Source organism: Streptomyces sp. NBC_00249, assembly GCF_026342355.1.
In the GTDB taxonomy this organism is placed as follows: domain Bacteria; phylum Actinomycetota; class Actinomycetes; order Streptomycetales; family Streptomycetaceae; genus Streptomyces.
In genome coordinates this window covers 774,921-798,989 of record NZ_JAPEMV010000003.1, presented here as the reverse complement: position 1 = coordinate 798,989, position 24,069 = coordinate 774,921, and the positions used below count along the sequence as shown (strand labels likewise).

Here is a 24,069-nt window from a genome sequence, read left to right as displayed (position 1 = left end):
GATGATGCCGGACGGACCGGCCGGGGAGCACCTCGATTGTGTGTCGAGGGCGCCGTGTGATGATGTGCATCCACTCCGGGGAGGCGATGGTGCTGAGAAGGGCCGCGCGGTGGGCCGCGGGCGCGATGGCCGCGGTCTGCATGGTGCTGCTCCTGGGCCCCAGCGCACCGAGCGGTGTCGGCCCCCTTGCCAGGCCGCTGCCGTTCGACGCCGCCGAGGAAGTCGTACCGGACCGGGTCGGCACGTGGAACATCTGCAATCCGTGTGGCGGGAGCGGGCTCAACTTCGGCCGGGCGACGGAGATCGCCACGGCCGCGCCGCAGGTCATCGGCCTCCAGGAGGCGTGCGTACGTGACGTCGAGGAAATCCGCGCGTACCTGGAGGATGTCTACGGGCTGGTCTACCGGGTCGAGTACGGGACGGTCCTGCGGAACTGGAACCGCTGCGGGGGGCTGCCGTGGTGGCCGGGCGGCTTCGGCCAGGCGATCCTCTCGGCGGCGCCGATGACGGACCGGGTGAGCGTCGAATACCCCGACGGCGGCTCCGAGGACCGCGGTTACCTGGCCGTCACCACGCTGGTGGGCGGCCGGCCCGTCCGCGTCTTCAACACCCACCTCGCCCAGCGCCGGCAGGGAGAGGTGCGGGCGGGCCAGGTGGGGGTGCTCGCCGCGGAAGTCGCCCGTCACGACCGTGCGATCGTCCTCGGCGACTTCAACGCCGTGCCGCACGCGCCCGAACTCGGCCCGATGTGGGCCCTGGCCCCGGACACGGACCCCGGCTGCCGCCCCTCGGCCGCCGGCGCCGACGCCTGCACGTCGACCACCGATTGGAACAGCAAGTTCGACTACGTGTTCCTGCGCGGCATCACCCCGCGCACGCACCGCGTCCGCCCCAGCCCGTACTCGGACCACCACTTGCTGCACACCGACCTGGCCAGGGCTGGAGGCTGAACCCGAACGGCGACCGCCCCGACGCCTCCCGCAGCTACGAGTGCGGGGGCTGGTACCTGCTGGTGAGCGTCGGCTGACCCCTTGACACGGCCGAGGGCAAGGCGTCGCTACCCGAGCCAGACGATGTCCAGGACGGACAGGTGCCGGGTGAGGCGGTTGGCCACGTAGACGACGGACAGCTGTCCGACGGACGCGGCGCGGACGTCCTCGCCCTCCGGATCGCCGGCGTTCCACTGCGGCCAGCCCCACGGGGAGCGCACCGCGATGTCCAGGACGTCGCGGACCATCTCCCTGGCCGGGCCGGGAAGCTCGGCGAGCGTCTTCGCGGCCTGCGGGGACAGACGCACCGCCCACGGCTGACCGGTCACCGGCGGCGACCGAGGACGTCGTCCAGGTCCACGAAGCCGGACTCGTCGCGGCCGGAGTCCATGAAGGCGTCGACGGCCGGGGCCGCGGCGACGCGCAACTGCCAGGTACGCACCACGTCATGCAAAGGGGTGAGGCTGAAGGAGTCGCGAGCATCCTCCAGGGCCTTGGCCCAGTCCCGCTCGAACGCCGGCACCCACGTGTCCGCACGGCGGTCGGCGCGCAGCAGGGCACGGAGTTCGGCCGGGGCCCCGGGCGCGGGCGCGTACGGCGGGACGGTTGCGTGGTCGGCGGGTTGAGCGCTCACGGGCTCCTCCAAACAGGTTGTACCGCCACGGTAGCCGCGCCGGGGGTGGACGGAGGAGGGGTTCGGGCCCCACGGCCGGAAGCGCCTTGGCGGCCTGCGCCGGCATCGGCTCAGCCGGCGGTCTCAGCGTCACCAAGTGCCGCCCTCCTCAGCCGGGCCGGGCAGCCGCGCTCTTTACGTGCCCCGTGCCGTCGCGGTTACCTGGAGCGCATACGTACGAGCCACGGGGGCGGGTATGGCGGGCTGGCACGGGGGATGGGCACGCGGGCTCTGGCGGACCGCGGTGGCGCTGGCCGCGCCGCCGCTGACCGCGGGCCTGGCGTTCGGGGTGGCCTGGGAGTCGGCATACGGGTCTGTCGGCAGCTGGGGTTTCTTCCTCGGCGGGCTGCTGCTCCCGCTGGTCCTGCTCGGCTGGCACGCCGCCCTCGCCGCGCGGCGCGGGGCCTCGCTCATCTCGCTGTCCGCCCTCCCTGCCGGCCTCGGCGCCATCCTGGCACTCGCGTCCGTGGGGCACATCACTCTGGAGGACCGGGGCGTCGAGATCAGCTGCATCGTGCTGAAGGTCACCGAGCGCACCGAGACGGAATCCTCCATGGACGCCCAGGGCCACTGGACCTCCACGACCCGGACCTCGTACGACCACCGCCTGGACTGCCCCGCGGGCGGCCCGGAGCACCTGGACACCACCGCGCGGCTCGCGAAGCAGGGCGAGTCCCTGGCGGTGCTGCTCGACCCGCAGGGCAAGGTCTCCCCGCGCGCTGCCGCGGAGGTCCACGGCTGGGGCCTGCGCACCGCAGCCGAGGTGGCGGTCGGGGCGGCGGTGCTCCTGGGGCTGGCCGGCGGAATCCGGGAGGCGTACGAGAAGCGGCGCCGGAGGCCGCGGCGACCGACAGGGCGGTGACGCCAGCCCGCGGCTGACGTTCCCTGGACCGCCTCCACAACAGCGCGGGCGCCCGCCGTCACCAAGGTGATCGCAGACGCCCATGTCAGCCCGATCAGGCCGGGAACAGCGTTCGAGCTCCAGCGAGTCCGGCGTGGCCGCCGCCTTGACCCGGATCGGACCGCCCGCTCCGTGCCGCAGCGCGTTCGTCAGCCCTTCCTGAGGATCCGGTACGCCGCCCGGGAGAGCGTCCCCTGCACCTGCGCATGGTCGCCCGACAGCTCCGGCTCCACCACAGCGCCCGTGTGCCGCATCCGGTCGAGCAGCTCGGGCAGGTCGGCCAGGGCCCGGGCCGGTGCTGTCCCCGCGCGCCCGATGCCGTGGAAGAAGCCGCCCCGTCACCAGGCGAGCCCGCACGCCGACGCTCGCCCACGGGATCCGGCAACGGCACCCCCAGCAGCGGCCGGATTCCCTCTGAGCATGGCCAGGCAAGTGTGCCCGGACGGCCCACCGGCGGCCTCACCCGATCGGGGGAGCGAATTCTCCCGCCTTCCCGCGATGTGTCCGTGGGCCCCCGAAACCAGAATCGGGGTCTGACCAGTTGACGGGACGGAAGGACGGGCTGATGAACGCTCAAGGGATCGAGACACCGCTGAACCACACGGTGTCCGCTCAGGACCACGCCCCACCGAACGGAAGGGCGCCGGGCCTGACAGCGCCGAAGAACAGCCTGGCCACGGGCGCGATGACACTGGGCATCATCGGCCTGTGCACCTCGGTCGTCTTCATCGGCGGCCCCCTCGCCGTGATCGGCCTGCTCCTGGGCATCGCCTCGCTGACAACGGCCAAGCGGACCGGTACGGGACGGGGCAAGGCCGTCACCGCCGTGGTGACGTCGTCCCTCGCAATCGTGGTGTCCGGGCTGGTCGCCGTCCTCATGCTCTGGTACGCGAACAAGACGCAGGAGTGCTACCAGCCCGACAGCTTCCACCAGTACACGCAGTGCGTCCGCGAGCACCTGAACTGAACGGCCTTCCCCCCTCCCTCAGGCGGCTGACGGTCAGGGCGTCCGGAGCGCCACGGCGGTGCGGGACGCCTGCGCGGCGACGCCCGCGATGCTCGACGTGATGAACGAGCCGCCGCCGGCCAGGTCGCCGACCACATGCACGCGCGGGTCGGCAGGGACCACCCCGCCGGACGGGTGGATGGTGGCCAGACCGGCGCCCGTCAGCGATCGGACCAGGTGCCGGGCCATGCCCGGGGCCGCTTGCGCGGGCGGGTTCACGGCGTTGACGACGACATGCGCGGTGCGTTGGCCGTCGGCGTCCCGCACCCGGAACCGCCCGTTCACGGGCTCGATCGCATCGACGCCGGAAGAGACGGTGAGCTGACCGGAGTCCAGGAGCCGCATCAGGACGGACGCGTTCACCGGGACCATGGGCGAGGCGACGCTCGTGGCCGTGCGGAGGTGGCACCGCAGCCGTGCCCGGTCCGGTTCGCGCAACAGGCGCCAGGCGTAAGGGCCGACGGTGTGTGCCGTCTCCTGCAACACGCGGCGCCCGATCCGAGGGTCGTCGACCGCGGCGATCTGCTGCCGGAGACGTCGGACCGGGTTGTCCGTCCGAGTGCCGCGGAGCCGGGCCGCGAGTTCGCCGAAGTCCTCCCCCGCGGCGGCCAGTTCCTCGCGCAGCAGGCCGACGAGGTCGTCGAGCGCGAGGTGCCCCCGGGTGCTGTGCAGCGCTGCCACCCGCTCGACGGTCACGTGTGTCGGGCGCCGGCCGTCCGGACGCTGCCAGACGTGCGGGAGCACCCCGCTGCGCGACAGGAGCGTGATCCGTCCCGGATACCGGTGCGCGGCGAGGGCCACGACGACGTCGACGGCGGTCAGGCCGCTGCCGATGACCGCCACATCGTCGCCGGCGGCCATGTGGTCGAGCGTGTCGGCGATCGGATAGGGATCGGCCGTGAAGCCCGCTTCACCGGTAAGTCCGTACAGGTCGGGGGGTGTTCCCCCACCCATGCACAGCGCCACGCGGTCGGCCTCGTACTCCTGCCCGTCGTCCGTGTGCAGGACCAAGCGCGTGCCGGAGCGGACGACGGCGTCCGTCACCCGCGCGGCCACGACGCGCACCGGCCAACCCTGTTCGCCCAGAGCCGCCACGGCCTTCTCCGCGGAGTGGACCAGGTACTGGCCGTAGAGGGAGCGCGGGACCAGCGGTTGGCCGAGGAGCGGGTCGATGTGGTCGGCGCCGCGTTTCCCGAGCCAGGCCGCGAAGTGGCCGAAGTCACCACCCCGGACCGACATGAGCGCGGGTGGCGTGTTGACCAGCACCGCGTCCAGGTCCGGCCCGTACGGCCGCCCCCGCCACAGGTGCGGCGACGGCTCGAAGACCGTGATGGTGCCGGTCCCGCCCACTGCTGCGTTGCCCTCGGTGGCGGCAAGCGCGTCCAACAGGCCGACGGCCGCCGCACCTCCCCCGATGATCGCGATGTCCATGATCTCCCTCTCCGATGCTCGTGTGCCACCGACCCTGCCCGTCCTTGCCGGGGCGCCCCATCCCCCGCTCCCGGGAGATCGGCGGGGAACGGCCCCCTCAAACGAGGGGTTCCGTGCTGTGTGGGCGACAGGGCAGGCTGAGGGACTGGAAGGTGCGAGGGCCGGGGCACGCGACGTGCGGGCTGATCAGTCGAGGGGACATACATGACCGATCAACGCCGACCGGTGCTCGCTGCCGCCGAACAGGCGGCCGACGCCCTGGAACTGTTCAGCCGCGCCTCGGCCCGGCTGCGGCGGCTGGTGCCGTTCCACTCGGCCGTGTGGACGGCCACCGACCCGGAGACCGGCCTGATCACCGCACCGATGCTGGTGGAGAACCTGGGTTCCGGCGAGGGCTGCGCCGCCTACTGGCGAAGCGAACTGCTGGAGGAGAACGTCCTGCCGTTCCGTGACCTGGCCCGCGCCGCCGTACCGGCGGCCGGGCTGCGCGCGGCCACCGGCGACCTGCCCGCCCGCAGCGCCCGGTTCCGGCGCCTGCTGCTGGACCAAGGCGTGCACGACGAACTGCGCGCCGTGCTCCGGATCGGCGACCGGCCGTGGGGCCTGGTGAGCCTGTTCCGCACCACCGACGCTTTCCGCCCGCAGGAGACCGCGCTGCTCGCCGACCTGTCCCGCCCACTGGCCGAGCGGCTGCGGACGTTCGCCCGGCCGCCCGCGTCCGCGCGCGGCACGGATTCCCCGGCGCCCGGCCTGATCCTCTTCGACGAATCCGGCGAAGCCATGTCGGCCAACGACGAGGCCCGGCACCACCTCGCACGGCTGCCGAAGGGGCCCTCGTTCCCCACACCGCTGGGGCTGAAGCTGCCGATCTGGGTGATCGGCACGGCGCTCCAGGCACGCGCCGTCGCCGACGGCCAGGACCGCGGCAATGCCCGGGTGCGCATCCGGACCACCGAAGGCCGCTGGCTGACCTGCCACGCCTCGTGCCTCACCGGACCTGACGGCAGGCCCGGCCCGGTGGCCCTCGTCATCGAGCCCGCGACGCCTGGCGACCTGGCGGTCCTGGTCGCCGAGGCGTACGGCCTGACCCCGCGGGAACTCCAGATCACCCAGCTGACCGCGCGCGGGATGACCACCGCCGAGATCGCCGCGGCCCTGTTCATCTCGCCGCACACCGTCCGCGACCACCTCAAGACGATCTTCGCCAAAGCCGATGTCTCAAGCCGGGGCGCACTGGTCGCCCGCCTGTTCACCGACCACTACTGGCCCGCGCTGCCGGAACCGACACGGGTCCGGCGCCCCGGGCAACCGCCTGCCCGGGCCCGGATCGTCTAGTGCTGTGGCCGGAAAGGTTTGCCGGGTCGCGGTGTCCGGTGCGGTACCTCGCAAGGCGGAGGGCCGCCGCGTGTACTGGACGTACTCGGGTGGTCCGACAACGCCGCGAGGTGCCGTGCCGGGCGCCGTGACACGGTGAACCTTTCCGGTCACAGCACTAGCGGCCGCGGCGACCTCCGCCAGATCGTCCGTCGTGCCGTCGACGAGTGCCATATCCCCGCGTTGTTGACGAGTACGTCCACGGGTGTGTCGAGGGCGTCGGCGAACGTGTGGACCGAGTCCAGGTCGGCGAGGTCCAGGGAGCGCAGCTCCACGGCGGATTCGGGGAGTTCGCCGGGGAGCCTGTCGAGCGCGGCCCTTCCCTTGTCCGTGTTTCGCGCGGCGAGGACGACGTGCGCGCCGTGGCGGGCGAGTTCGCGTGCGGTGACGCAGCCCAGGCCGCTGTTGGTGCCCGACGTCGGGCAGCTGCTCGACTCGCGCGTTCGGCACCGTGTCGTAGCGGTGCGCCGAGGACGGATCCCAGCGGGGGCCGGCAGCGCCGAAGATCACCAGAACCGGGACGTCGAGTGCGGTCAGGCGCGCGGGAACGCTCTTCTCGGCGATGTACGCGCCGTTGGGGCGCAGCACCGTCCTGAACGTGCGGTAGCCAAGGCCCCGTACGTCGGCGACCAGGTCGTCCGGGACGTCCACCGGGCGGTTGCACACCACGGTCACCCCCGGCGGAGCATCGCGCCGGAACGGACTCTCCACAGGAGCGGGCCGAGCGGCGGGTCGATCCGTGGATGAGCACCAGCGGCGGCGCCTCCCGCGGGCCGTCGTGGGCCACGTGCATCCCCTGGACATGCTTACCGTCGTAGATACCCATCCACGGGAGGGTGCCCGGGCTGCCGGCCCTCGGTCTTGTACGAATGTCGTCACGAGGCCGACGATCGCCGGGACTTCCGCGAAGGCCAGACCCTTTGAGATCAGCAGCTGCAGGTACCCGGCCGTGGCCCGGGCTCACCGCCGGCGATCAGAGGCAGGCCTGGGTCGTCGGGGCCGCGGACCCCGCCCTAGAAGGGTTCAGCGGCCAGCAGGAGACCTTGCGGAAGGTAGGGGGATTCGACGCGGATGTCCCAGCCGCGTCGGCGGGCGTGGCAGGCCAGGGCGAGGATGCCGATGTTGCAGGACGCATCCGGACTGTCGGCGCGGTCGGCGACCCGGTAGTAGTCGCGGTGGGCTTCGAGCGCGTCGGCCAGGGCGAGGTTGAAGCTCTCCTCGTCACCTTCCACGAGTTGCGACAGCAGCACGGCCGGCGGCATGGGGAAGCCCCAGTCCTTGGCCTGCTCGGCCTGCTGCAGCGCGCGCTGCGCGGCCGGTTCTGGATCGGTGCCCTTCAGGTAGGCGTGAAGGGCTTCTCGGTACGCGCTGAAGGCGGAGCCGTCCGGGCGGGCGAAGGCAGGGCCGCTGAGAACCAGCGGGGCGAGGTCCTCGCGTGCACCGGTGATCAGGGCGAAGGCAACGGCCTTCTCCCAGTTGTGGGCCCCGGCTTCCTGCTTCCGCTCGGCCGGGTAGCGCAGGTTGCGGCCGCCGATGGTCACCTCGGCCTCAGTGCCCGGCTCCGCGAGGGCTATGCGGAAAAGGGCCGCCCCCATCTGGGATGCCAGACGAAGGTCGGCGAGCAGGGCGTCCGTGACCCCGCCGGGGTTCCCCGCCCGCCACTTGAAGAGGCGCTCCTGATCGCCCATGACGCTGTCGAGCCGCCAGACGGCGAGGGGTGCCCCGTCGGCGGGGGTGAACGCCTCCCGGATGCCCTCCTCGTACATGGCCTCGATCTGCGGGCCCACCGTCCAGTCGAAGGCCGGACGATCCACCACCAGCGGGCCCGCGGCGAGCGCGGCCACCGCGTCCGGCCGCCGGTCCCGGCCGAACCCCGCGACCCGCGGGCCTCGGCTCTCGAAGCCGGTGATCAGCGCGTGCGGGAGGTAGTCGGAGCGGACGGCAGGCACCCAGCCCAGGGTCCGGTACGCGAGCGCGGCGAGAGCGATGGGGACGAGCGGGAGAAGGGTGCTCGGGGAGGCGGAGTGGCCCTGCAGGGTGGTGTGCATGACCAGTAGGTCGGCCAGCGCGGCGTCGAAGGCCTCCCGGTCCTCGGCGGCCACGGCGTGCAGCGTGCGCAGCGCCACGCTGTCCGGCCGGTCCAGGAAGGGCTCGCCCGTTTCCCCGGCGCGGGTACGGATGCGGTCCAGGGCCGCGTCAATGGCGGCGAGCTTGGCCTGGGCGCTCGGCGGGTACTCCTCGTCGTCGCCGGTGTCGTCCAGGACCGCGGCCGTCAATCCTGTGGCGAGCTCGCCGACGGGCGTTCCCTGCGCCTGCTCGGCGAACTTCTCCCGAGCGAAGTGGAAGGCCTCGCCGTGCCACTTGGCTTTGTCCCTGAGAACCGACAGGCAGAGCGCGTCGATCCACTCCCCGGGCCTGATGCTCTCCTCGGGGGCATCCTCACCCGGGTCGTAGCTCATGCCGAAGTTCACGTAATCCAGGAAGACCTGGAAGCTGCAGTGCGGGTGGTACGCCGCGTAGGCGACGGCGCCGGCCGCGGCCTCGGAGGCATCCTTGAGGGCGGCCTTGGCCTCCGGGGTGTCGAGGTCGGGTGTCTCGACGGAGAGGGCGCCCAGGTAGTCGAGGAACTCGTCGGCGATCGACTGCCATTCGTAAGTGGCCATGCGACCGGCCCGCGACATGGACCGCACCTGCCCCCCGATCCGGTTCGTGAAGTCCTCGCGCGCCGCCGACACGGCCGGCCCGCCCACCTGATGACGCTCTATCCGCACTGCCCTGCTCCTTGATCGAGTCTCTGCGGACAGCCTAGGCGCGGGCTCTGACAGACCAGCCGCTGCCGCACTCTGGCTCTAGGGCCTGGCAGCCGACGTGTTGTGAGGCCTTCGCGGCCGGCGTCACAGCAAGCCGGGTGCGCTCTCCCGGGCGGGATCCTTGGATTCCGTGTGATCTGGACCGTCGGCCGGGGCGGCGGCACGCAGCGCCGCTTCGACGCGGCGGTTGCTGGTCATGGATGCCGTGACGGCCGTCATCGCCAGGAGGAGGACGGCGGCGGCGTAGAGCGGGGTGCGTACGTCGTAGGTGGTGGCCAGCCAGCCGCCGAGGAAGGCCCCGAACGGGGCGGCGCACATGGAGAGCATGCGGGAGGTGGAGACGACCCGGCCCATCAGGTGGGCCGGGACGATCGACTGCCGGAGGGAGGGCGCGAGCACCATCGTGGCGCCCATGCCCGCCCCGCAGACGGCGAGCGCGAGCCCGGCCACGTACGGGTTCGGGGCGGCGGCGAGGCCCAGGATGGCGAGTCCCTCGACCACGGCCGTGGAGGTCAGCGCGGTGCCGGTGCCGAGTCGTCGGCCGAGGAAGGAGGCGATGCCCGCGCCGAGCAGACCGCCGGCGGCCTCCGCCGTGAGGAGCAGGCCGAAGCCGAAGGTGTCGATGCCGAGCCGGTCGTGCGCGAAGAGTGCGAGTACGGTCTCCACGGCGAGGAAGGCGATGTTCCCGACCGCCGGGCGGAGCGCGAGCCCGAGCAGCAGCCGGTCCCGGAAGACGTACGAGGCCCCGGCCCGCGCCTGCCGCAGCAGCGACTCACGGGCCTGCGGTACGGGCCGGGGTACGGCAGGCAGCGACCGTACGAGCAGCGCGGAGAGCGCGAACGACACCGCGTCGGCGAGCAGCGGAACCGCCCGTCCGAGCGCGAGCAGGGCACTGCCGGCCGGCGGCCCCGCGAAGCCGGACATGGCGGTCTGGGCGCCGCGCAGGCGGGAGTTGGCGCGCTCCAGGAGTGCGGGGTCGCGGCCGAGCAGATCCGGCAGATAGGCCGTGGCGGCCGTGTCGAAGAAGAGTCCGCCGAGGCCGAGCAGGAAGGCGACGGCCGCGAGCAGCGGAATGCTCAGCACGTCGAGCGCGGCCGCTGCCACCGGTATCGCGAGCAGCACCGCACGCGCCGCGTCCGCGATCCACATCGTGCGCCGGCGGTCCCAGCGGTCCACCAGCGCACCGCCGAGCACCCCGAAGAGCAGCCACGGCAGCGTTCCGGCGGCCGTGACGACGGCGAGCGCCATCGGATCCCGTGTCAGCGTCAACGCGAGCAGCGGCAGCGCGGCATGCATCACCCCGTCGCCGAGCGAGGACACCGTCTGAGCGGTCCACAGCCGTCCGAACCCGGTCGGCAACTTCTGTATGTCCGAGGTCACTTGGCGTCCCCTTCAGCCTGCACGTGCGATGCCGGGTGGAACAGTGCGAAGACGAGTGACGCGTCCGGCAGCGACGGATCGGACAGCTCCCGGTACTCGTCCGCCAGTGCCTGCAGCCGCGCCCCCAGCTCCGCGAACTGCTCGTCGGTGAGCCGCAGATGCGCCATCCGTACGTGCCGCTCGCCATCCGCCGGCGCTGCCTCCAGGTCCGCCACCGCATGCCGCATGAGCATGTCCGGCCCTCCCTCGCCCGGATCCGGCAGCACGATCGCCCGCGCGGCCATCGCGTAGTACCGCTCGGTGACACCCCGCACCTTCCGCGTCCGCACCACCTTCACCAGGCCGGCCCGCTCCAGTAGCCGTACGTGGTAGCTGGAACTCCCCTTCGCAAGGCCCACCCGCTCGGCGATCTGCGTGATCGTCGCGGGCTCGAAGCGGAGCACGGCCATGATCCGGTGACGGGTGAGGTTGGAAACGGCGCGTAGCTGCTCGTCAGTGGTGACGTGGAACGTCTCGGGAAGATCATCTGTAGGCATGTGAGTAATGGTCAACGATTCTTGACCATTGCGCAAGGGGATTGCGCGCGGACTTCCACAAGCCTGACGTCCAGGGAGGCCGCGGGCTGCGCCTGGTCGGTGGATCGCGGCGTGGGTGGCGGTGTGTCGAGGGAGGCCACACCGGGTGGTGTGGCTTGATCGTCGGGGCGGTCCCGCGCCGGAACCCGGGCCCAACAGTCGACGTCCGTGGCACACCCCGGGGTACCACGGGCCATTGCCGAGGAGTCGCGATCGTGAGTCTGGCCACGCAGCATGCGGTGATCCTGCGACGCCGACCCGGCGGATCCGGCGGTGCCCGGCCGCGCGGCCTGGCCCGGCGTGCCGCTGTCCTGCTGGCCACGGCGGCGTTGCCGGCGGCGCTGGTGGTGGTGCCCGCCGCCACGCCCGCGGCGGCGGCGCCCGTGACCGTCACCTTCACCGCGCCCGGCGAACACGTCTTCCTCGTACCGGTCGGTGTCACCCAGCTCACCGTCACGGCCACCGGGGCCGCGGGCCGCGGCGGGACACCGCCTGGCCTCGGTGGCGCGGGCGGGAACGGCGCCACCGTCACCGGCAGCCTCCCGGTCACCCCCCTCACCACCCTGTACGTGAACGTGGACACCGGTGGCGCCTCCGGTGGCGGCGGCTTCGAAACCCGCGGCGGCAGCGGGGGTGGTGCCAGCGACGTCCGCAGGTGCAGCTCGGCCGACTCCGGCTGCGTCCTGACCGGCACCGTCGGCACCGACCCGCGCCTGATCGTCGCGGGTGGCGGAGGCGGCGGGGGCGGCGCTCGTGACGGTGAGGTCCCCGAGGCCGTCGGCGGGGCTGCCGGAGACACCGGTCAGGACGGTGGCGAGCGGCCGGAGGGCGGCCGGGGCGGGGGCGGTGGGACCCAGACCGTCGGCGGCGCCGGCGGGGAGTCCTGCCCGTCGGAGGTGCTCCCGGACGGCGACGTCGGCCTGGCGGGTTTCGGGGGCAACGGCGGCGGAGGCGGAAGCTTCGTCGTCGTGGGTGGGGGCGGAGGAGGCGGCGGCTGGTTCGGCGGAGGCGGGGGCGGCGGCTGCAGCACCCTCTTCCCCGACGGGACGCGAGGTCCCGGTGGGGGTGGCGGCGGGTCGAACCTCGTGCCCGTCGGCGGCAGCTCCGCAACCGGCACGGGGTCGGCCGAGGTGACCATCACGTACGAAATTCCCCCGCCCCCTGCCGCCACCTGCGCGACCGCCTCTCCCACCATCACGGGCACCCCCCGCAACGACCGCCTGACCGGCACCCCCGGCGACGACGTGATCTTCGCTCTCGCCGGGAACGACGCGGTCGACGGCCTCGGCGGCAACGACCTGATCTGCGGCGGCGACGGCAACGACCGCCTGGCGGGGAGCGCCGGCAACGACCGCATCGAAGGCGGCGCCGGCAATGACGCCCTGTCCGGCGGGGCGGGCAACGACAGCAACGACGGCGGGCCCGGCAACGACACCCTCGACGGCGGACCGGGCACCAACGTCAACAACGGCGGATCCGGGCACAACACCTGCGTCAGCCCGCCCACCGGATCCGGCTGCACCTGATCTGACCCGACCGGAGCGGCGCAGCGCTCCGGCGCCGCGAGCCGGGCCCGCGAGCCCGGCCGATACACCCGACGCGGCCAGCCTTGCGGGAATGTCGCAACGTCGTACTCACCCCCGACAACGCCGCCGCGCCGGCCGCCGAAGCAGGCCGCCTTGACGAGCCGGAGCGGCAGTGTGTCACCGGCCTGTGCGGGAGACGGAAGACGCGAGTCAGGCGGCGAAGGTACGGCGGTACCTCGACGGGCTGGTCCTGGTCATCGCGGTGAAGTGGATGCGCAAGGACTCCGCGGAGCCGAAGCCGCATTGGTGGGCGATGTCGTCGATGCCGAGGCGAGTGGTCTCGAGGAGTTGGCGCGCGCGGGCTACGCGTTGCAGGGCCACCCAGTGCATGACGCTCGTTCCGGTCACGGCACGGAATCTGCGGCGCAGGGTTCGTGTGCTCATGTGGCTGCGCCGGCTGACCGACTCCAGGGTGAGCGGCTCATCGAGGTGTTCCAGGATCCAGGTGATCACGTCGGTGATCTCGCAGACGCCGCCAGGCGGGGCGTGCTCGATGAACTGGGCCTGTCCCCCGTCCCGGTGGGGCGGGCTGACCAGGAAGCGGGCCATCGTGTTCGCGGCGGCCTGCCCATGGTCGAGCCGCAGAAGATGCAGACACAGGTCGGTTCCGGCGAGGACACCCGCAGAGGTGAAGACGCCGGTGTCCTCGACGTAGAGCTCCTCTTCGCGGACCGTGACCGACGGGTGGCGGTCCCGCAGCAGTCTGGCCCAGTGCCAGTGGGTGGTGGCGCTGCGGCCGTCCAGGATCCCGGCCGCCGCCAGGGCGAAGGCGCCCGTGCAGATCGACACCATGCGGCTGCCCCGGTCGTGCGCGGCGCGCAGCCGCTCGACCAGCTCGGCGTCCGGAGACCCGGTGGGGTCTTGCACTCCGGCGACGATCACGGTGTCCGCCGTGTCCAGCCGGTCGAGCGGCTCGACCTCACGGGGCACCAGCGAGCTCTCCGCGGGAACCGCGCTCACCAAGGTCAGGTCGTAGGGGGCGCCGCCCGGCCAGCAGGCGGTCACGTAGTCCGGCCAGCAGCCGAACACCTGCTGGGGAACGGCTACGTCCAACAGGACGTAGCCCGGTTGCACCACCACTGCGACCTTGGCCGGATCTTTGGGATTCCTGTCCATCTGGCCATCGTACGGTGACCTCGGTCTTCCTAGGCTGGTCGCATCAGGCCGCTCGTGATGAGTGAGGAGATGCGCAACATGTACGTAGCAGTAGAGACGTGGACTCCGAAGCCCGTGCGCTTCGGTGTCGAGAGTTCCGGCCGGTACAGCTGCTCGGAGCAGTCCGATGTCATGGACGAGCTGCGGTCGGTCGAGGCGGTCAGCGCCGAGCAGTTGGCGCTGGGGGCTGGGGCCGAGTGAGCGTGCTCGAGAATCTGCCGGAGGAGATCGGAGGGTGGCCGCGTACGGCGGCTACGGAGGCCGCCGTCGCCTTCACTGCCGAACACTCTCCGAAGTGGCTGCTCAACCACACGGTCCGCAGTTACTTCTATGCCCGCAGTATCGCCAGCGCCAGGACCCTTGTTGCCGGGGTGGACTACGACGACGAGACGCTCTTCCTCGCCACGGTGCTGCACGACATCGGTCTGACCGAGGCGGGGCAAGGTCCGAACCGGTTCGAGGTGGACGGTGCGTTCCGCGCCGCTCGATTCGCGCGGGAGCACGGGCTGTCCGATGTGGCCGCCGACCAGATCTGGGATGCGGTGGCCCTCCACACCTCGGCGGGGATCGCGCCCCACAAACATGTGGTTGGCGCTCTCGCGCATTTCGGTATCGGCGCCGACATGTTCGCCTTCGGTGTCGAGGAGGTGGACCGGGCGGTACTGGACGCGGCGCACGCGGCGTTTCCGTATCTGGATCTGCGGAACAACATCCAAGCGCGGGTGGTCCATCAGATCGACGAGCAACCGTCGAAGTGGGCGCCCGTGTCGTTCGTCGACGTCGTGTACCGCAAGTACCGGCCGGACAACCCGTTCCCCGGGCTGGATGAGCTGATCGCCGCCCCGGTGCGTCCGGACTGACGAGGTCTCGCGGTCCCTGCGGTCGAATGCCGCGGCCGCTTGATGCCACCGGCGGTTCTTCCCGCCGTACTTTCTGTGGTAGGCGTCGAGGTGGGAAGGCGCGGGGGAGTCGGAGACGGTGTGCTGTCGGGGCCGGTGGCCGGAGTGTGGATCGTGAGCGGGGTGGGCCGGCTGCTCTAGTGCTGTGGCCGGAAAGGTTTGCCGGGTCGCGGTGTCCGGTGCGGTGCATCGCAAGGCGGAGGGCCGCCGCTCGTACTGGACGTACTCGGGTGGTCCGACAACGCGGCGAGGTGCCGTGCCGGGCGCCGCGACACGGTGAACCTTTCCGGTCACAGCACTAGGTGGAGGCGGGCTCCTGGCCCTTACCACTGCTGTTGCCGTCGTCGATGGCGATCGTCATGACGATGCGCGTCCGGCTTCGCACTGCCGTAGTACGTCAACTCCCGGGTCGCGTACGGATCCGGGCAGTACTCCCACCGGATCGGAGGAACCGCGTCGCCCTGCCCGCCGACCGGCGGGGGCTCGCCGGACTCCTTGGACGCGGCGAGTCCGCCACCGGCCGAGCGGATGGCCGGATCTGAGAGAACCTCGTCATTGCGGACACGGCCGGGCCGGGGCGAGGATCGACGCATGCCCGCAAGCCGACCCCACCGTGTCGTCATCGCCGCCTTCCCCGGTGTGGAGCTCCTCGACATCACAGGACCCGCCGAGGTGTTCTCCGTCGCCACCCGAGCAGCCGACAACAAGCACCCCGGCTACACCGTTCAGATCGCGACCGCGGACGGTGGCGCCGTGACGACCTCCAGCGGTGTCCGGCTGCTCGCCGACCTCCGGCTCGACGAGGTGACCGGCCGGGTCGACACCCTGCTCGTGGCCGGAGCCGTCACCCACTGCGAGGGCGGCGCCGTGCGGGCGGTCGTGGATCCCGTCGTCACGGACTGGCTGCGCACGGCCGTCCCCCGGGCGGGGCGCACCGGGTCGGTGTGTGCCGGTGCGCATCTGTTGGCCGCGACCGGCCTGCTGGACGGCCTGACCGCGACCACGCATTGGCTCACGGCAGCACAACTCGCCGCCGAACACCCCGAGATCAGCGTGACCCCCGATTCGATCTTCGTCAGCTCCGGCGCACTGTGGACCTGCGCCGGGATCAGCTCGGGGATGGACATGGCCCTGGCCATGGTGGCCGAGGACGGTGGCCAGGCCCTCGCACTCGCCACCGCCCGCATGATGGTCATGTACGTCAAACGATCGGGCGGCCAGAGCCAGTTCAGCGTTCCGCTCTCCGTCCAGGAGCCCACCTGCGACCGCATCGGTGAACTGCGCCAGTGGATCACCGAACACCCCGACGCGGACCTTTCCGCAGAGGCGCTCGCCCAGCGCGCCAGCCTCAGCACACGCCACTTCTCCCGGCTCTTCGCGCAGCGCACCGGCACCACGCCCGCCGCGTACGTGGAATCCGCCCGGCTGGAGACGGCCCGGCGGCTCCTCGAGGAGAGCGAGGCAGGTCTGCCCCAGATCGCCGCCGCGAGCGGGCTCGGCTCCCTCCAGACCCTCCACCGTGTCTTTCAGCGCCACCTGGGAACGACACCGGCCGAGTACCGCCGCCGCTTCCGCTGACGCCCTTAAATCCGCTCCCCCTCCCCCACCACCGCCCGGTGATCGCCGCAGCGCGCCCCGGCGTGGTCCCCCGTACCCGAAAGGCCCCCATGTCCGGCACGAAGATCATTCCGATTCCGGTGCTCGGCAAGCACGCCGTCAACGCCCATCTGCTCCTCGGCCGACGGCCCGTCCTCGTCGACGCGGGAACACCCGGCAGCGCCCAGACCATCCACGACCGGATCGCCGACCACGGCGTGGACCCCTGCGACATCGCCCTGATCGTCATCACGCACGGACACATCGACCACTTCGGCTCAGCGGCAGAGCTGCACCGCCTCACCGGCGCCCCGATCGCCGGTCACGTCGCCGACCTCGAACCCTTCCGTACCGGCCGGGCCCGCATGCCCCACCTGCCGACCGGCCCCATGGGCCGCGCGCTGAACCGGAACAGGAATCTGCACGTCCCCGCCGATCCCTTCGAGCCCGATGTCCTGATCAGCGGTGAGACCGACTTGGCCGACTTCGGGGTCGAGGGCCGTATCGTGCCCACCCCGGGTCACACCGCGGGCTCCGTCTCCGTCCTCACCGACGACGGCCACCTCGTGGCGGGCGATCTCGTGGCCAACTCCTTCATGGGCCTCATCCCCGGCAAGCCGGCGAATCCGCCCTTTCACGACGACCCCCTGGGCAACCTCGCCAGCTTGCGCGCCATGCTCGCCCTGAACCCCACGAAGCTCCACGTCGGCCACGGCGTCCCGCTCGACCCCGAGCGCGTCCGGCGGTGGGCGCGGCGGGAGCAACGACGGCTGTCCGGCCTGGCGGCCCGTGGCCGCCTCCGAAGCCGCGCCATGAGCTGACATCGGCGGTTCGCGGTGCGCTTGCCGCCGTCCTGGTGCGCGGGACCGGCCGTTGCGCGGTCACGCCGCCACTCGCTCGTGGTGATCAACACACCTGTCACCAGGGTGAGTCAGCCATGCCCATGCGTCGCCGACATCACGGTGACGAGACCTGCCCACCACCTGCGGTCATGGACGGGGGTAGACGCCGCACGACGTCACCGGCTTGCCGTTCGCATCGTCAAGGCAGACCCCGACGTACGAGCCGCCGCCGACGACATCCGCGGGAAGTGTGGCGGGAACCGAAGTCACCGTGTTGCAGTGCGTACTGCTGCTCCTGGCGCCGAGCGGGTTGGCGTAGGAATCGAACACGCTGTACCAAGCTCTGCGGCAGCCGACGGACTTCAACGTCCCTGTGAAGACCACCGACCGGTTGTACCAGGTCAGGGTGCCCGAGATATAGCTGCCGGCGCCGTCGGAGACGTAGACCGGGGTAGGGGCGTAGGCGGCGGCCATGGACGGTGTCGCCGCGACGGCCGGCGCGGTCAGTGCCGCGGACATGGCCAGGCCCGCCGCGGTGAAGAGGGTGAGAGCAGATCGGCCCAACACGACGCGAGTCTCCTTCGGTGCAGGTTCGCGGGATGACGCCACAAGGTTGCCCGCAGTCCTTGCGCGTCAACCGTGACGAAGTGTGGCGTCTGCGGACGGCCCGCCATCCCGCCCGTCCGGTGTCGACCACTCGTCTGCCACGGCGGGTGCTCTGCCGGCGCTCTCCGCACGCGACTGCATCCTTTGGACTACTGCGTTTTCGACCCTGCGGAGGACGATCCTGCGGCACCGCCGCGAGAGGGTTGATCCGTGCGAACAACCATCGGATACACCCTCGAAAGCATCGGCTACGTCGTAGGAGCCCAGGGGCTTGTCAGCTTCGCCTCGCAGACCTTCTTCGGCACGGAGTGGGGCTGGATGCACAAGGTCGTCGACCTTCCGTCCACCGCGTACCTCGGCATCGTCGCCGTGGGGCTGGCGCTCGTCGTCGGCGGGGTGAGGACGCGGAAGACGCCCCAGCGCCAGAAGGTCGCCTGACCGGGGCTTCTTTCAGCCCGCAACACCCAAAGGGCGATGCGAAGCGTGCCCGGTGGCGTGGTGTGAGCGGGCGTCTCTCGAACCAGGCGGAGGGTTCAGTCCGTCAGGAGCTTGGACCTGTAGACGGCGAGGATCTTCGGCCACTCGGGGCCGGTCCTCAGGGCGTCGTCCAATGCGAGAACGGTCGGCTCGCCCGAGGCGGCCACTCCGTAGAGCATCTGTGCGGTGTCCTCGGTGAGCAGGTGATCGAAGTGGAAGGAGCCTTCGAAACCGAGCCAGGCCACCCGGGCGCCCCGCGCGCAGACCTGCTGCAGGCATTGCTCGAGGTACGGCCCGAGTTCGGCGGGCAGCACGTCGAAGGCCAGGTCGTACTCGACCACCTGGAGGCCCGTGAGGACCTCCTCGACGTCCTCGAGATGATAGGTGTCGATCCGATCCGGGGTGCATCCGCTGATGTCGAAAGCGAGATCGGACGGCTCTGCGGAAGGAGCGGCTGCGAACAGGCTGATGACGGCCTCGCCCGTGTTCCACCACAGCGCTTCAGTGAGGCGACTCACGCCAACCCCCTCTCGTCGGCCTGACATGAGCAGGCATACGGCTTTCCCCCATCGATCTTGCCAGGCGAATACGGCTCCGGCGCACGTCGTCACAGCGCGCCTGGAGCCCATCGTGGAACCGTAGGAATCCGATCCCGGCCGCGGAGGCTGCCGTCCGCGGTCTGCCGTGCCGTCAAACGGTCACCACTCGTCTCGCGCGCTGCCAGAGCAGTCACCGCCGCAGCCTCGAACCCCTTGTCGGTGAAGGCCGCCGCGATGGACTGCCTCGCGGAGCGGATCGGCATGGGACGGTCGCTGATCCCGGGGAAGTGCTCCTCGGACCCGTCGCTCGTCGGGCCCAGTCCGAACAGGTCGGCGTGCGCCATGAGGTTGTGCTTGTCGACCATGTCGAAGGCGACGGTGCTGACATGGAGCGTCGGCGGGGCGGGCCGGAGGGTGGGCACCTCGACCACGCTCACGCCCGGTCCGGCCTCTCCGTGCGGGAGTCGGCTGCCCGGCACGACCCGTTGGCGGCCCGCGTTGATCTCCATCCCCGCCTTGAGCACCTGGCCTGCGGGCATGTGCTCCTCACCGAGGAGCAGATGCACGTCCATACCGCCGGTGCCCACCACCCTGAGGTCGGTGATCTGCCCGTCAGGTGTGTCCGCGACACCGACGCGGTCGAGCAGTGCGGTGGTACGGCTCAGGCCTGCCAGCTCCCGGTTCTCCCACGGGCCCGAGCGGGGACAGGCCCAGTCGGCGGTGAAGGGGCGTATCCACCGGGTCTCCAGGGCGAGCGCGCTCGCCAGTACCACCGTGGTGTCCCTGCTCAGCTGCACCGGCATGCGCTGGACGCGTCCGCCCGTCTGCTCCGCCGCCCATGCGTCGAGCGCCTTCTGGTCGTACGTCAGCCAGCCCGTCAGCTTCCGGTGCGCGTGCGGCGGCAGCCCGGCGGCCCACTCCTTGCGCACCTTCATCTTGCGTCCGGTCCACAGGCCCAGCGCCGCGTCCACCCCTCGGAGCCCGCCGAGGGCGACGAGACCCTCACGTGCCGCCTGGGCCACCCGCTCGGCAGGAAGCCCGACGGCCTCCGCCAGTTGCGCCCGCGCCTCGCCGCTCGCACCGTCGGCGAGGAAGGCGAGCAGCGGCCAGACCCCGGCCGCGGAGAACACCGTGCCGCCCTCCACCCGCTCTGCCCAGCGTGCCGTCAGCCCGTTGACCGCGTCGACCACCTCGTCGACCGCCTGCATCGTCGCGCTCGTCACCCGCATACCGCCCCCGTTCGCACCACGCCTGCCACGCGCCCAGCAGTACGCGACTCCTGTTTCGCCTGAACCTGGACGACGAGAACGGTACTTCGTCTTGATCACTGAGGGGCCGCCGCCCTCGGATCCGGTCCCTCCGCCCCTGTGTCGCGTACGACTGGCGGCAGCGGTAGGGCGCGCTCAGACTGGAGGCAGGGGTGGCCTCCAGCGGTAGTCCGACCGGGAGGAGACTCAGGTGTTCGGGCAGGTGCGAGCAGTTTCTGACAACAGTCCGATTTTCATGATCAAGGTCAGCGTCTACCGCAGTGACCTGACGGAGATCGATCACGTCTTCACCGACGAAGAGGGCCGGTACGTCGTGGCGGTCGCCGCAGACGAGACGGTCACCGTCCGGTTCGACACACACCACTCGCTCACCAACGCCGCGGACTGGCAGCCATCGCTGGTCGCGAACGTGGTCACCAGCGACTCGACCGCCTTGGACCGCTGCCTGCTTCCGGCAGGTCAGGATTTCGGCGCGGCGTCGAACATGGACGCTCTGAACGGGTACGTGATCGCAGCGGCAGTGGGTGAGGGCGAGGAGTACGCCGCTACGGCGGTGAAGCGCCTTTCCATGCTCAAGCAGCCGAGCCTGGTGCTCCAGGGACTCCAGAACAGGCTCCTCGCCCACTTCAGCGAACTGACCTAGCGATCTACGCCGTGTCTTCCGGATCAGGCCGGGCCTGCCCGGCCGCCGCCGCCCGGAAGGCCGCGGTCGCGCGGCATGCGACCGCTTCGGCGTACGGCACGAAGACGGCCGGGTCGGCGTGGTCGGTGATGCGCAGGCGCACCGCGACCTCGTACGTGTGGGTCGTGTGGTGGGCGAGCTGGTCGGGGACCAGCGCCTGCGCGAAGGGTTCGATCTCCCATTCCCGCCACCCGTACCGGGTCGCCAGTCCGTTCGCGATGCGCTCACTGGTCACGACCGCCAGACCGTAGGCACCGGACGGCCTCCGCATGAGGAGGATCCGGCTCAGGTGGTACGCGTTGTGGTGCCACTGCCCTGCGTTCAGGTGTCCCGTCGGCATGTCCGGCGGTGTGCTGAGCCAGGTGGCGTCCGGCAGGCCGGACCAGGTGAAGTGCACCCACCAGCCGTGGCGCACCTCGTACGGCCTGTCCTTGACGGCGCTGATGCCGGGCCGGCCGGCCGCCTCCAGGGCCGCCGCGGTCTCGGTGATCGCCGCGGCCACCTTCCGTACGGCCTCCTCGCGGGCCAGCTCGTTGCGGACCGACGCGTGGACGCGCTGCCACCACGCATCGATGTCACCGACCGTCTCCCGGAGCTCGGCGGGCCAGGCCTGCGGCGTCTCGTCCCGCGCCGCCAGCTCCCGCGGGGTGCTCCCGCCGGGTAGGGGACGGTCTGCGGCCGCCTGGCGCCACTCCCACTCCTCGAACCGGGCCCGGGCCTCCTCCCGTCGCCGTTCCTGTTCCCGGTAGGCACGTCGGCCCGCCTCGATGCGCTGGGCCTCCTGTTCGGCGATCCGCCGCTCCACGGCCTCCCGCACCGGCCGGTAGGCGGCTGCCACGGGCTCCACCCGGTCCAGGAAGGCCGCCTCGGCCCTCCCGTACGTCGCCTCGGCCCACCGCCGGCTCACCAACCGCCTGCGCCATCGCCGCACACGCTCCTCGACCCGCTCCAATTCCGCTATGGCAGGGGCGAGTTCACCCAGGCAGGCGAGGGCGGCGGCATTCCAGGCGGCCACCTCCTGCGGGGTGCCGGTCACTTGCACTCGGGTGCGCGACATCCGGGAGGAGCCGAGCACGCCCGGGACGGCGCCCTCGGCCCCTCCGGCCTCCTCGGTGAACCAGTACACGGTGACGAGACCGGCATCGGCGACCGTGTGGTTCAGCCACGATATTTTCAGGGCCATGGCCCGAGGATGCCCACGAAGGCCGCTGTGAAGTCCCGGCCCAGGACACCCGTCCAGGCCGATCCCTTCGGACCGTCCGGGCCTTTCGCGTCGTGCATGAACGGGGCGCTGTTGCTCCGGTCACCGGGGGCGCGCATGGCGATGCACAGTCGACCCGGACCTGTCCGCCGTGCCGAGCCGGCTCCGCCCTCTGGTGGCCGCGGCGCTGGCCAAGGAGCCCGAGCGGCGTCCGGCCACCGCCACCGCGCTTTCTTTCGACCCCGGCGATCACCGAGATCTGCCGCCGCGCCGGCCGCGACCTCACGCCCGGGACATGGCAGACGTACATCCAGGGCGCCCCCTACCGGAAGGTGTGCCCATGAGGCCCGGGCGTGGTTCGTCCGCGGTCAGGGAGACGCGACCAGCGCGACAGCCCGGCTGCGGAGCAGCTTCTTGTCCGGCTTGCCCGCGTCGGTCAGGGGCAGGGCGTCGACGAAGACGATGCTCGCGGGCTCGTACATGGCGCCCTTGCCGTCCCGGACCATGGCGCGCAGCTCCTTCTCGCCGACATCGCCGCCCTGCGCACGGACGACGACCGCGTGGACCCGCTCCATGAGATTGGCGTCGGGGACTCCGAGCACTGCGCTCTGCAGGACCTGCGGATGGGAGTTGAGCGCGTCTTCCAGTTCCACCGTGTACACGTGGCCTCCCACCACCACGATCATGTCCTTCAGCCGGTCCACGATCGTGAGGTAGCCGTCCGGGTCGACGAACCCGATGTCACCGGTGTGCAGCCAGCCGTCCCGCAGGACCTCCGCGGTGAGCTCGGGCTGCTTCCAGTAGCCCTTCATCACGTGCGGCGAGCGTACGCAGATCTCGCCGTGCTCGCCGGCGGGCAGGTGCCGTCCATCGGGGTCGAGGACGGCGACCTCGACGCCTTCCATGGCCTTCCCGGCGGTGCGCAGCAGCTCCGGGCGCCGGGGATCGTGGTCCTGCGGGGAGAGCATGCTGATCCCGCCCGCTTCGTTCTGGCCGTAGAACTGGTTCAGTACGGGGCCGAAGCGCCGGACCGCGGCCGCCAGGCGGGCCGGGGAAGAGGCGCAGCCTCCGTAGGTGAGCATGCGCAGGCTGGAGGTGTCGGTGCGGTCGACCTCGGGGTGGTCCATCAACTGGTAGAGGAGCGGCGGCAGTAGGAACATGTGGGAGATGCGCTCACGCTCGATGGCGGCCAGCACGGCACCGGCTTCGAACTCGTCCAGCAGGACGACGGTGCCGCCGCGGTGCAGCGTGGCGTCCGCCATGAGGCCCGCCGCATGCGCGAGGGTGGTGCACGCCAGGGCTCTGACCTGCTCCTCCTCGGTCCAGTCCGGTCCGATCGACGCCCACTGCTCGAAGGTCGTGCAGATGGCCTTGGGATGACCGGTGGTCCCACCGGTGTGACGGATGGTGCAGATGTCCTGCGGCTGCGCCGAGCCCGGTAATCCCTCGGTGGACTCCTCGGCGGCGAGCTTCACCAGGTCCAGTTCCACGGCCGTGTCCATGTCCGTGTCCAGGCCCGTGTCCAGGCCCGTGCCGCTGACTGCGCCGAGGACCAGTACCCGTTCCAGCGGCACCCGCCGGGCCAGGTCGGCGGCGCGCTCGCGGTGGGCGGGGTCGACTATCAGGGCCCGGGTCTCGACGTCCCGCAGGATGTCGGCGTGCACTTCGGCCGAAAGGCCGGCGTAGAGGTGGTTCACGGCGCAGCCGAGGAGCCCGGCGGCGTAGCGGGCCGCGATCGTCTCGGGAAGGTTGCCGGCAAGGAGGGTGACCGTCTGGCCGCGCCTCACCCCCTGGGACCGCAGCGCGCGGGCCATGCCGTAGACGAGGCCGCGTAGTTCACCCGCGCTCACGCGCCGGCCCCGGTGTACGAGGGCCTCACGGCCGGGTTCCTTCTCCAGGGCGTCAAGGATCTCTTCCACGTGGCTGTGGAAGTGTCCGGTGGTGTCGTCCATCGCAAATCCTCATTGGTTGACTTGAGCAACTAGGTGAGGTTAACGGCCGCCGATCCACGAGCCCAATCCGTACGCCGACATCCGGCCAACACCCGGCGCTCGGCGGCAGATGCGGATGACTGACAGG

General features: G+C 71.5%; 24 protein-coding genes and 1 pseudogene. 11 read left to right on the top strand and 14 right to left on the bottom strand.

Going from position 1 to position 24,069, the window contains the following annotated elements; genetic code table 11:
- Positions 1 to 86: 86 nt before the first annotated feature.
- The gene (locus OOK31_RS17570; RefSeq protein ID WP_267088177.1) at positions 87 to 950 is read left to right on the top strand and encodes an endonuclease/exonuclease/phosphatase family protein; all 864 of its coding nucleotides are present in this window, start codon (positions 87 to 89) and stop codon (positions 948 to 950) included.
- Positions 951 to 1,057: 107 nt separating this feature from the next.
- Here OOK31_RS17570 and OOK31_RS17565 read toward each other — a convergent pair whose 3' ends face one another.
- Entirely contained in the window at positions 1,058 to 1,318 is a 261-nt protein-coding gene (locus OOK31_RS17565) for a hypothetical protein (RefSeq protein WP_267088176.1), read from the bottom strand.
- Positions 1,315 to 1,623 (bottom strand): DUF6247 family protein, encoded by a 309-nt coding sequence (locus OOK31_RS17560; RefSeq protein WP_267088175.1) that lies wholly within the window; start codon positions 1,621 to 1,623, stop codon positions 1,315 to 1,317. The genes OOK31_RS17565 and OOK31_RS17560 overlap by 4 nt, the downstream gene beginning before the upstream one ends.
- Before the next feature lie 235 nt (positions 1,624 to 1,858).
- On the opposite strand from OOK31_RS17560, the gene OOK31_RS17555 reads away from it, so the two are divergent.
- Together OOK31_RS17555 and OOK31_RS17550 are read left to right on the top strand one after the other, a co-directional pair.
- Positions 1,859 to 2,524 carry a hypothetical protein gene (locus OOK31_RS17555; RefSeq protein WP_267088174.1) on the top strand — a complete coding sequence of 222 codons (666 nt, stop codon included), beginning with the start codon at positions 1,859 to 1,861 and terminating at the stop codon, positions 2,522 to 2,524.
- A gap of 604 nt (positions 2,525 to 3,128) precedes the next feature.
- Positions 3,129 to 3,530 carry a DUF4190 domain-containing protein gene (locus OOK31_RS17550; RefSeq protein ID WP_267088173.1) on the top strand — a complete coding sequence of 134 codons (402 nt, stop codon included), beginning with the start codon at positions 3,129 to 3,131 and terminating at the stop codon, positions 3,528 to 3,530.
- Positions 3,531 to 3,563: 33 nt separating this feature from the next.
- Here the strand turns inward: OOK31_RS17550 and OOK31_RS17545 are convergent, their stop codons facing one another.
- A complete protein-coding gene (locus OOK31_RS17545) occupies positions 3,564 to 5,000 on the bottom strand; it encodes an FAD/NAD(P)-binding protein (protein ID WP_267088172.1) in 1,437 nt (478 codons plus the stop codon).
- 204 nt (positions 5,001 to 5,204) lie between these two features.
- On the opposite strand from OOK31_RS17545, the gene OOK31_RS17540 reads away from it, so the two are divergent.
- Positions 5,205 to 6,335 (top strand): helix-turn-helix transcriptional regulator, encoded by a 1,131-nt coding sequence (locus OOK31_RS17540; RefSeq protein WP_267088171.1) that lies wholly within the window; start codon positions 5,205 to 5,207, stop codon positions 6,333 to 6,335.
- A gap of 149 nt (positions 6,336 to 6,484) precedes the next feature.
- On the opposite strand, the gene OOK31_RS17535 is transcribed toward OOK31_RS17540, so the two are convergent.
- From OOK31_RS17535 to OOK31_RS17515, 5 genes and pseudogenes are all read right to left on the bottom strand, one after another.
- Positions 6,485 to 6,772 carry an SDR family NAD(P)-dependent oxidoreductase gene (locus OOK31_RS17535; protein WP_267088312.1) on the bottom strand — a complete coding sequence of 96 codons (288 nt, stop codon included), beginning with the start codon at positions 6,770 to 6,772 and terminating at the stop codon, positions 6,485 to 6,487.
- A 10-nt stretch (positions 6,773 to 6,782) separates the two neighbouring features.
- Positions 6,783 to 7,200: pseudogene (locus OOK31_RS17530) on the bottom strand (alpha/beta fold hydrolase); the annotation flags it as partial.
- A 187-nt stretch (positions 7,201 to 7,387) separates the two neighbouring features.
- Positions 7,388 to 9,037, bottom strand: a complete 1,650-nt coding sequence (locus OOK31_RS17525) for an immunity 49 family protein (RefSeq protein WP_267088170.1) — start codon at positions 9,035 to 9,037, stop codon at positions 7,388 to 7,390.
- Between the two features lie 231 nt (positions 9,038 to 9,268).
- On the bottom strand, positions 9,269 to 10,564 hold the full coding sequence (locus tag OOK31_RS17520; RefSeq protein WP_267088169.1) for an MFS transporter: 1,296 nt from the start codon (positions 10,562 to 10,564) through the stop codon (positions 9,269 to 9,271).
- On the bottom strand, positions 10,561 to 11,100 hold the full coding sequence (locus OOK31_RS17515; RefSeq protein ID WP_267088168.1) for a transcriptional regulator: 540 nt from the start codon (positions 11,098 to 11,100) through the stop codon (positions 10,561 to 10,563). The genes OOK31_RS17520 and OOK31_RS17515 overlap by 4 nt, the downstream gene beginning before the upstream one ends.
- A 254-nt stretch (positions 11,101 to 11,354) precedes the next feature.
- Here OOK31_RS17515 and OOK31_RS17510 point away from each other — a divergent pair, with 254 nt between their 5' ends.
- Entirely contained in the window at positions 11,355 to 12,665 is a 1,311-nt protein-coding gene (locus OOK31_RS17510) for a calcium-binding protein (protein ID WP_267088167.1), read from the top strand.
- A gap of 210 nt (positions 12,666 to 12,875) precedes the next feature.
- Here OOK31_RS17510 and OOK31_RS17505 read toward each other — a convergent pair whose 3' ends face one another.
- Entirely contained in the window at positions 12,876 to 13,841 is a 966-nt protein-coding gene (locus OOK31_RS17505) for a GlxA family transcriptional regulator (RefSeq protein ID WP_267088166.1), read from the bottom strand.
- Positions 13,842 to 13,919: 78 nt separating this feature from the next.
- On the opposite strand from OOK31_RS17505, the gene OOK31_RS17500 reads away from it, so the two are divergent.
- From OOK31_RS17500 to OOK31_RS17485, 4 genes are all read left to right on the top strand, one after another.
- A complete protein-coding gene (locus OOK31_RS17500) occupies positions 13,920 to 14,081 on the top strand; it encodes a hypothetical protein (RefSeq protein ID WP_267088165.1) in 162 nt (53 codons plus the stop codon).
- Positions 14,078 to 14,740, top strand: coding sequence for an HD domain-containing protein (locus tag OOK31_RS17495; RefSeq protein ID WP_267088164.1), 663 nt, complete (start codon positions 14,078 to 14,080; stop codon positions 14,738 to 14,740). Before OOK31_RS17500 ends, OOK31_RS17495 begins: the two co-directional genes overlap by 4 nt.
- Positions 14,741 to 15,370: 630 nt before the next feature.
- Positions 15,371 to 16,357 (top strand): GlxA family transcriptional regulator, encoded by a 987-nt coding sequence (locus OOK31_RS17490; RefSeq protein ID WP_267088163.1) that lies wholly within the window; start codon positions 15,371 to 15,373, stop codon positions 16,355 to 16,357.
- An 89-nt stretch (positions 16,358 to 16,446) separates the two neighbouring features.
- Positions 16,447 to 17,196, top strand: a complete 750-nt coding sequence (locus OOK31_RS17485; protein WP_267088162.1) for an MBL fold metallo-hydrolase — start codon at positions 16,447 to 16,449, stop codon at positions 17,194 to 17,196.
- Positions 17,197 to 17,364: 168 nt separating this feature from the next.
- On the opposite strand, the gene OOK31_RS17480 is transcribed toward OOK31_RS17485, so the two are convergent.
- On the bottom strand, positions 17,365 to 17,781 hold the full coding sequence (locus OOK31_RS17480; protein ID WP_267088161.1) for a hypothetical protein: 417 nt from the start codon (positions 17,779 to 17,781) through the stop codon (positions 17,365 to 17,367).
- A 252-nt stretch (positions 17,782 to 18,033) separates the two neighbouring features.
- Here OOK31_RS17480 and OOK31_RS17475 point away from each other — a divergent pair, with 252 nt between their 5' ends.
- Complete coding sequence (locus OOK31_RS17475; protein WP_267088160.1) at positions 18,034 to 18,261, top strand: hypothetical protein; 228 nt, start codon at positions 18,034 to 18,036, stop codon at positions 18,259 to 18,261.
- 95 nt (positions 18,262 to 18,356) lie between these two features.
- Here the strand turns inward: OOK31_RS17475 and OOK31_RS17470 are convergent, their stop codons facing one another.
- Positions 18,357 to 18,818 (bottom strand): hypothetical protein, encoded by a 462-nt coding sequence (locus OOK31_RS17470; RefSeq protein ID WP_267088159.1) that lies wholly within the window; start codon positions 18,816 to 18,818, stop codon positions 18,357 to 18,359.
- An 89-nt stretch (positions 18,819 to 18,907) separates the two neighbouring features.
- Entirely contained in the window at positions 18,908 to 20,068 is a 1,161-nt protein-coding gene (locus OOK31_RS17465) for a serpin family protein (protein WP_267088158.1), read from the bottom strand.
- Between the two features lie 274 nt (positions 20,069 to 20,342).
- Between OOK31_RS17465 and OOK31_RS17460 the strand changes: the two genes are divergently transcribed.
- The gene (locus OOK31_RS17460; protein ID WP_267088157.1) at positions 20,343 to 20,750 is read left to right on the top strand and encodes a carboxypeptidase regulatory-like domain-containing protein; all 408 of its coding nucleotides are present in this window, start codon (positions 20,343 to 20,345) and stop codon (positions 20,748 to 20,750) included.
- 4 nt (positions 20,751 to 20,754) lie between these two features.
- Here the strand turns inward: OOK31_RS17460 and OOK31_RS17455 are convergent, their stop codons facing one another.
- Together OOK31_RS17455 and OOK31_RS17450 are read right to left on the bottom strand one after the other, a co-directional pair.
- Complete coding sequence (locus tag OOK31_RS17455; RefSeq protein WP_267088156.1) at positions 20,755 to 21,972, bottom strand: hypothetical protein; 1,218 nt, start codon at positions 21,970 to 21,972, stop codon at positions 20,755 to 20,757.
- Between the two features lie 386 nt (positions 21,973 to 22,358).
- On the bottom strand, positions 22,359 to 23,942 hold the full coding sequence (locus tag OOK31_RS17450; protein WP_267088155.1) for an AMP-binding protein: 1,584 nt from the start codon (positions 23,940 to 23,942) through the stop codon (positions 22,359 to 22,361).
- Positions 23,943 to 24,069: the final 127 nt, after the last annotated feature.

Coding starts and splice junctions, on each gene's coding strand:
- OOK31_RS17570 (WP_267088177.1), top strand. CDS start 87: ATGGTGCTGAGAAGGGCCGCGCGGTGGGCCGCGGGCGCGATGGCCGCG.
- OOK31_RS17555 (WP_267088174.1), top strand. CDS start 1,859: ATGGCGGGCTGGCACGGGGGATGGGCACGCGGGCTCTGGCGGACCGCG.
- OOK31_RS17550 (WP_267088173.1), top strand. CDS start 3,129: ATGAACGCTCAAGGGATCGAGACACCGCTGAACCACACGGTGTCCGCT.
- OOK31_RS17545 (WP_267088172.1), bottom strand. CDS start 5,000: ATGGACATCGCGATCATCGGGGGAGGTGCGGCGGCCGTCGGCCTGTTG.
- OOK31_RS17540 (WP_267088171.1), top strand. CDS start 5,205: ATGACCGATCAACGCCGACCGGTGCTCGCTGCCGCCGAACAGGCGGCC.
- OOK31_RS17525 (WP_267088170.1), bottom strand. CDS start 9,037: ATGGCCACTTACGAATGGCAGTCGATCGCCGACGAGTTCCTCGACTAC.
- OOK31_RS17515 (WP_267088168.1), bottom strand. CDS start 11,100: ATGCCTACAGATGATCTTCCCGAGACGTTCCACGTCACCACTGACGAG.
- OOK31_RS17505 (WP_267088166.1), bottom strand. CDS start 13,841: ATGGACAGGAATCCCAAAGATCCGGCCAAGGTCGCAGTGGTGGTGCAA.
- OOK31_RS17500 (WP_267088165.1), top strand. CDS start 13,920: ATGTACGTAGCAGTAGAGACGTGGACTCCGAAGCCCGTGCGCTTCGGT.
- OOK31_RS17490 (WP_267088163.1), top strand. CDS start 15,371: ATGCCCGCAAGCCGACCCCACCGTGTCGTCATCGCCGCCTTCCCCGGT.
- OOK31_RS17485 (WP_267088162.1), top strand. CDS start 16,447: ATGTCCGGCACGAAGATCATTCCGATTCCGGTGCTCGGCAAGCACGCC.
- OOK31_RS17465 (WP_267088158.1), bottom strand. CDS start 20,068: ATGCGGGTGACGAGCGCGACGATGCAGGCGGTCGACGAGGTGGTCGAC.
- OOK31_RS17460 (WP_267088157.1), top strand. CDS start 20,343: ATGATCAAGGTCAGCGTCTACCGCAGTGACCTGACGGAGATCGATCAC.
- OOK31_RS17455 (WP_267088156.1), bottom strand. CDS start 21,972: ATGGCCCTGAAAATATCGTGGCTGAACCACACGGTCGCCGATGCCGGT.
- OOK31_RS17450 (WP_267088155.1), bottom strand. CDS start 23,942: ATGGACGACACCACCGGACACTTCCACAGCCACGTGGAAGAGATCCTT.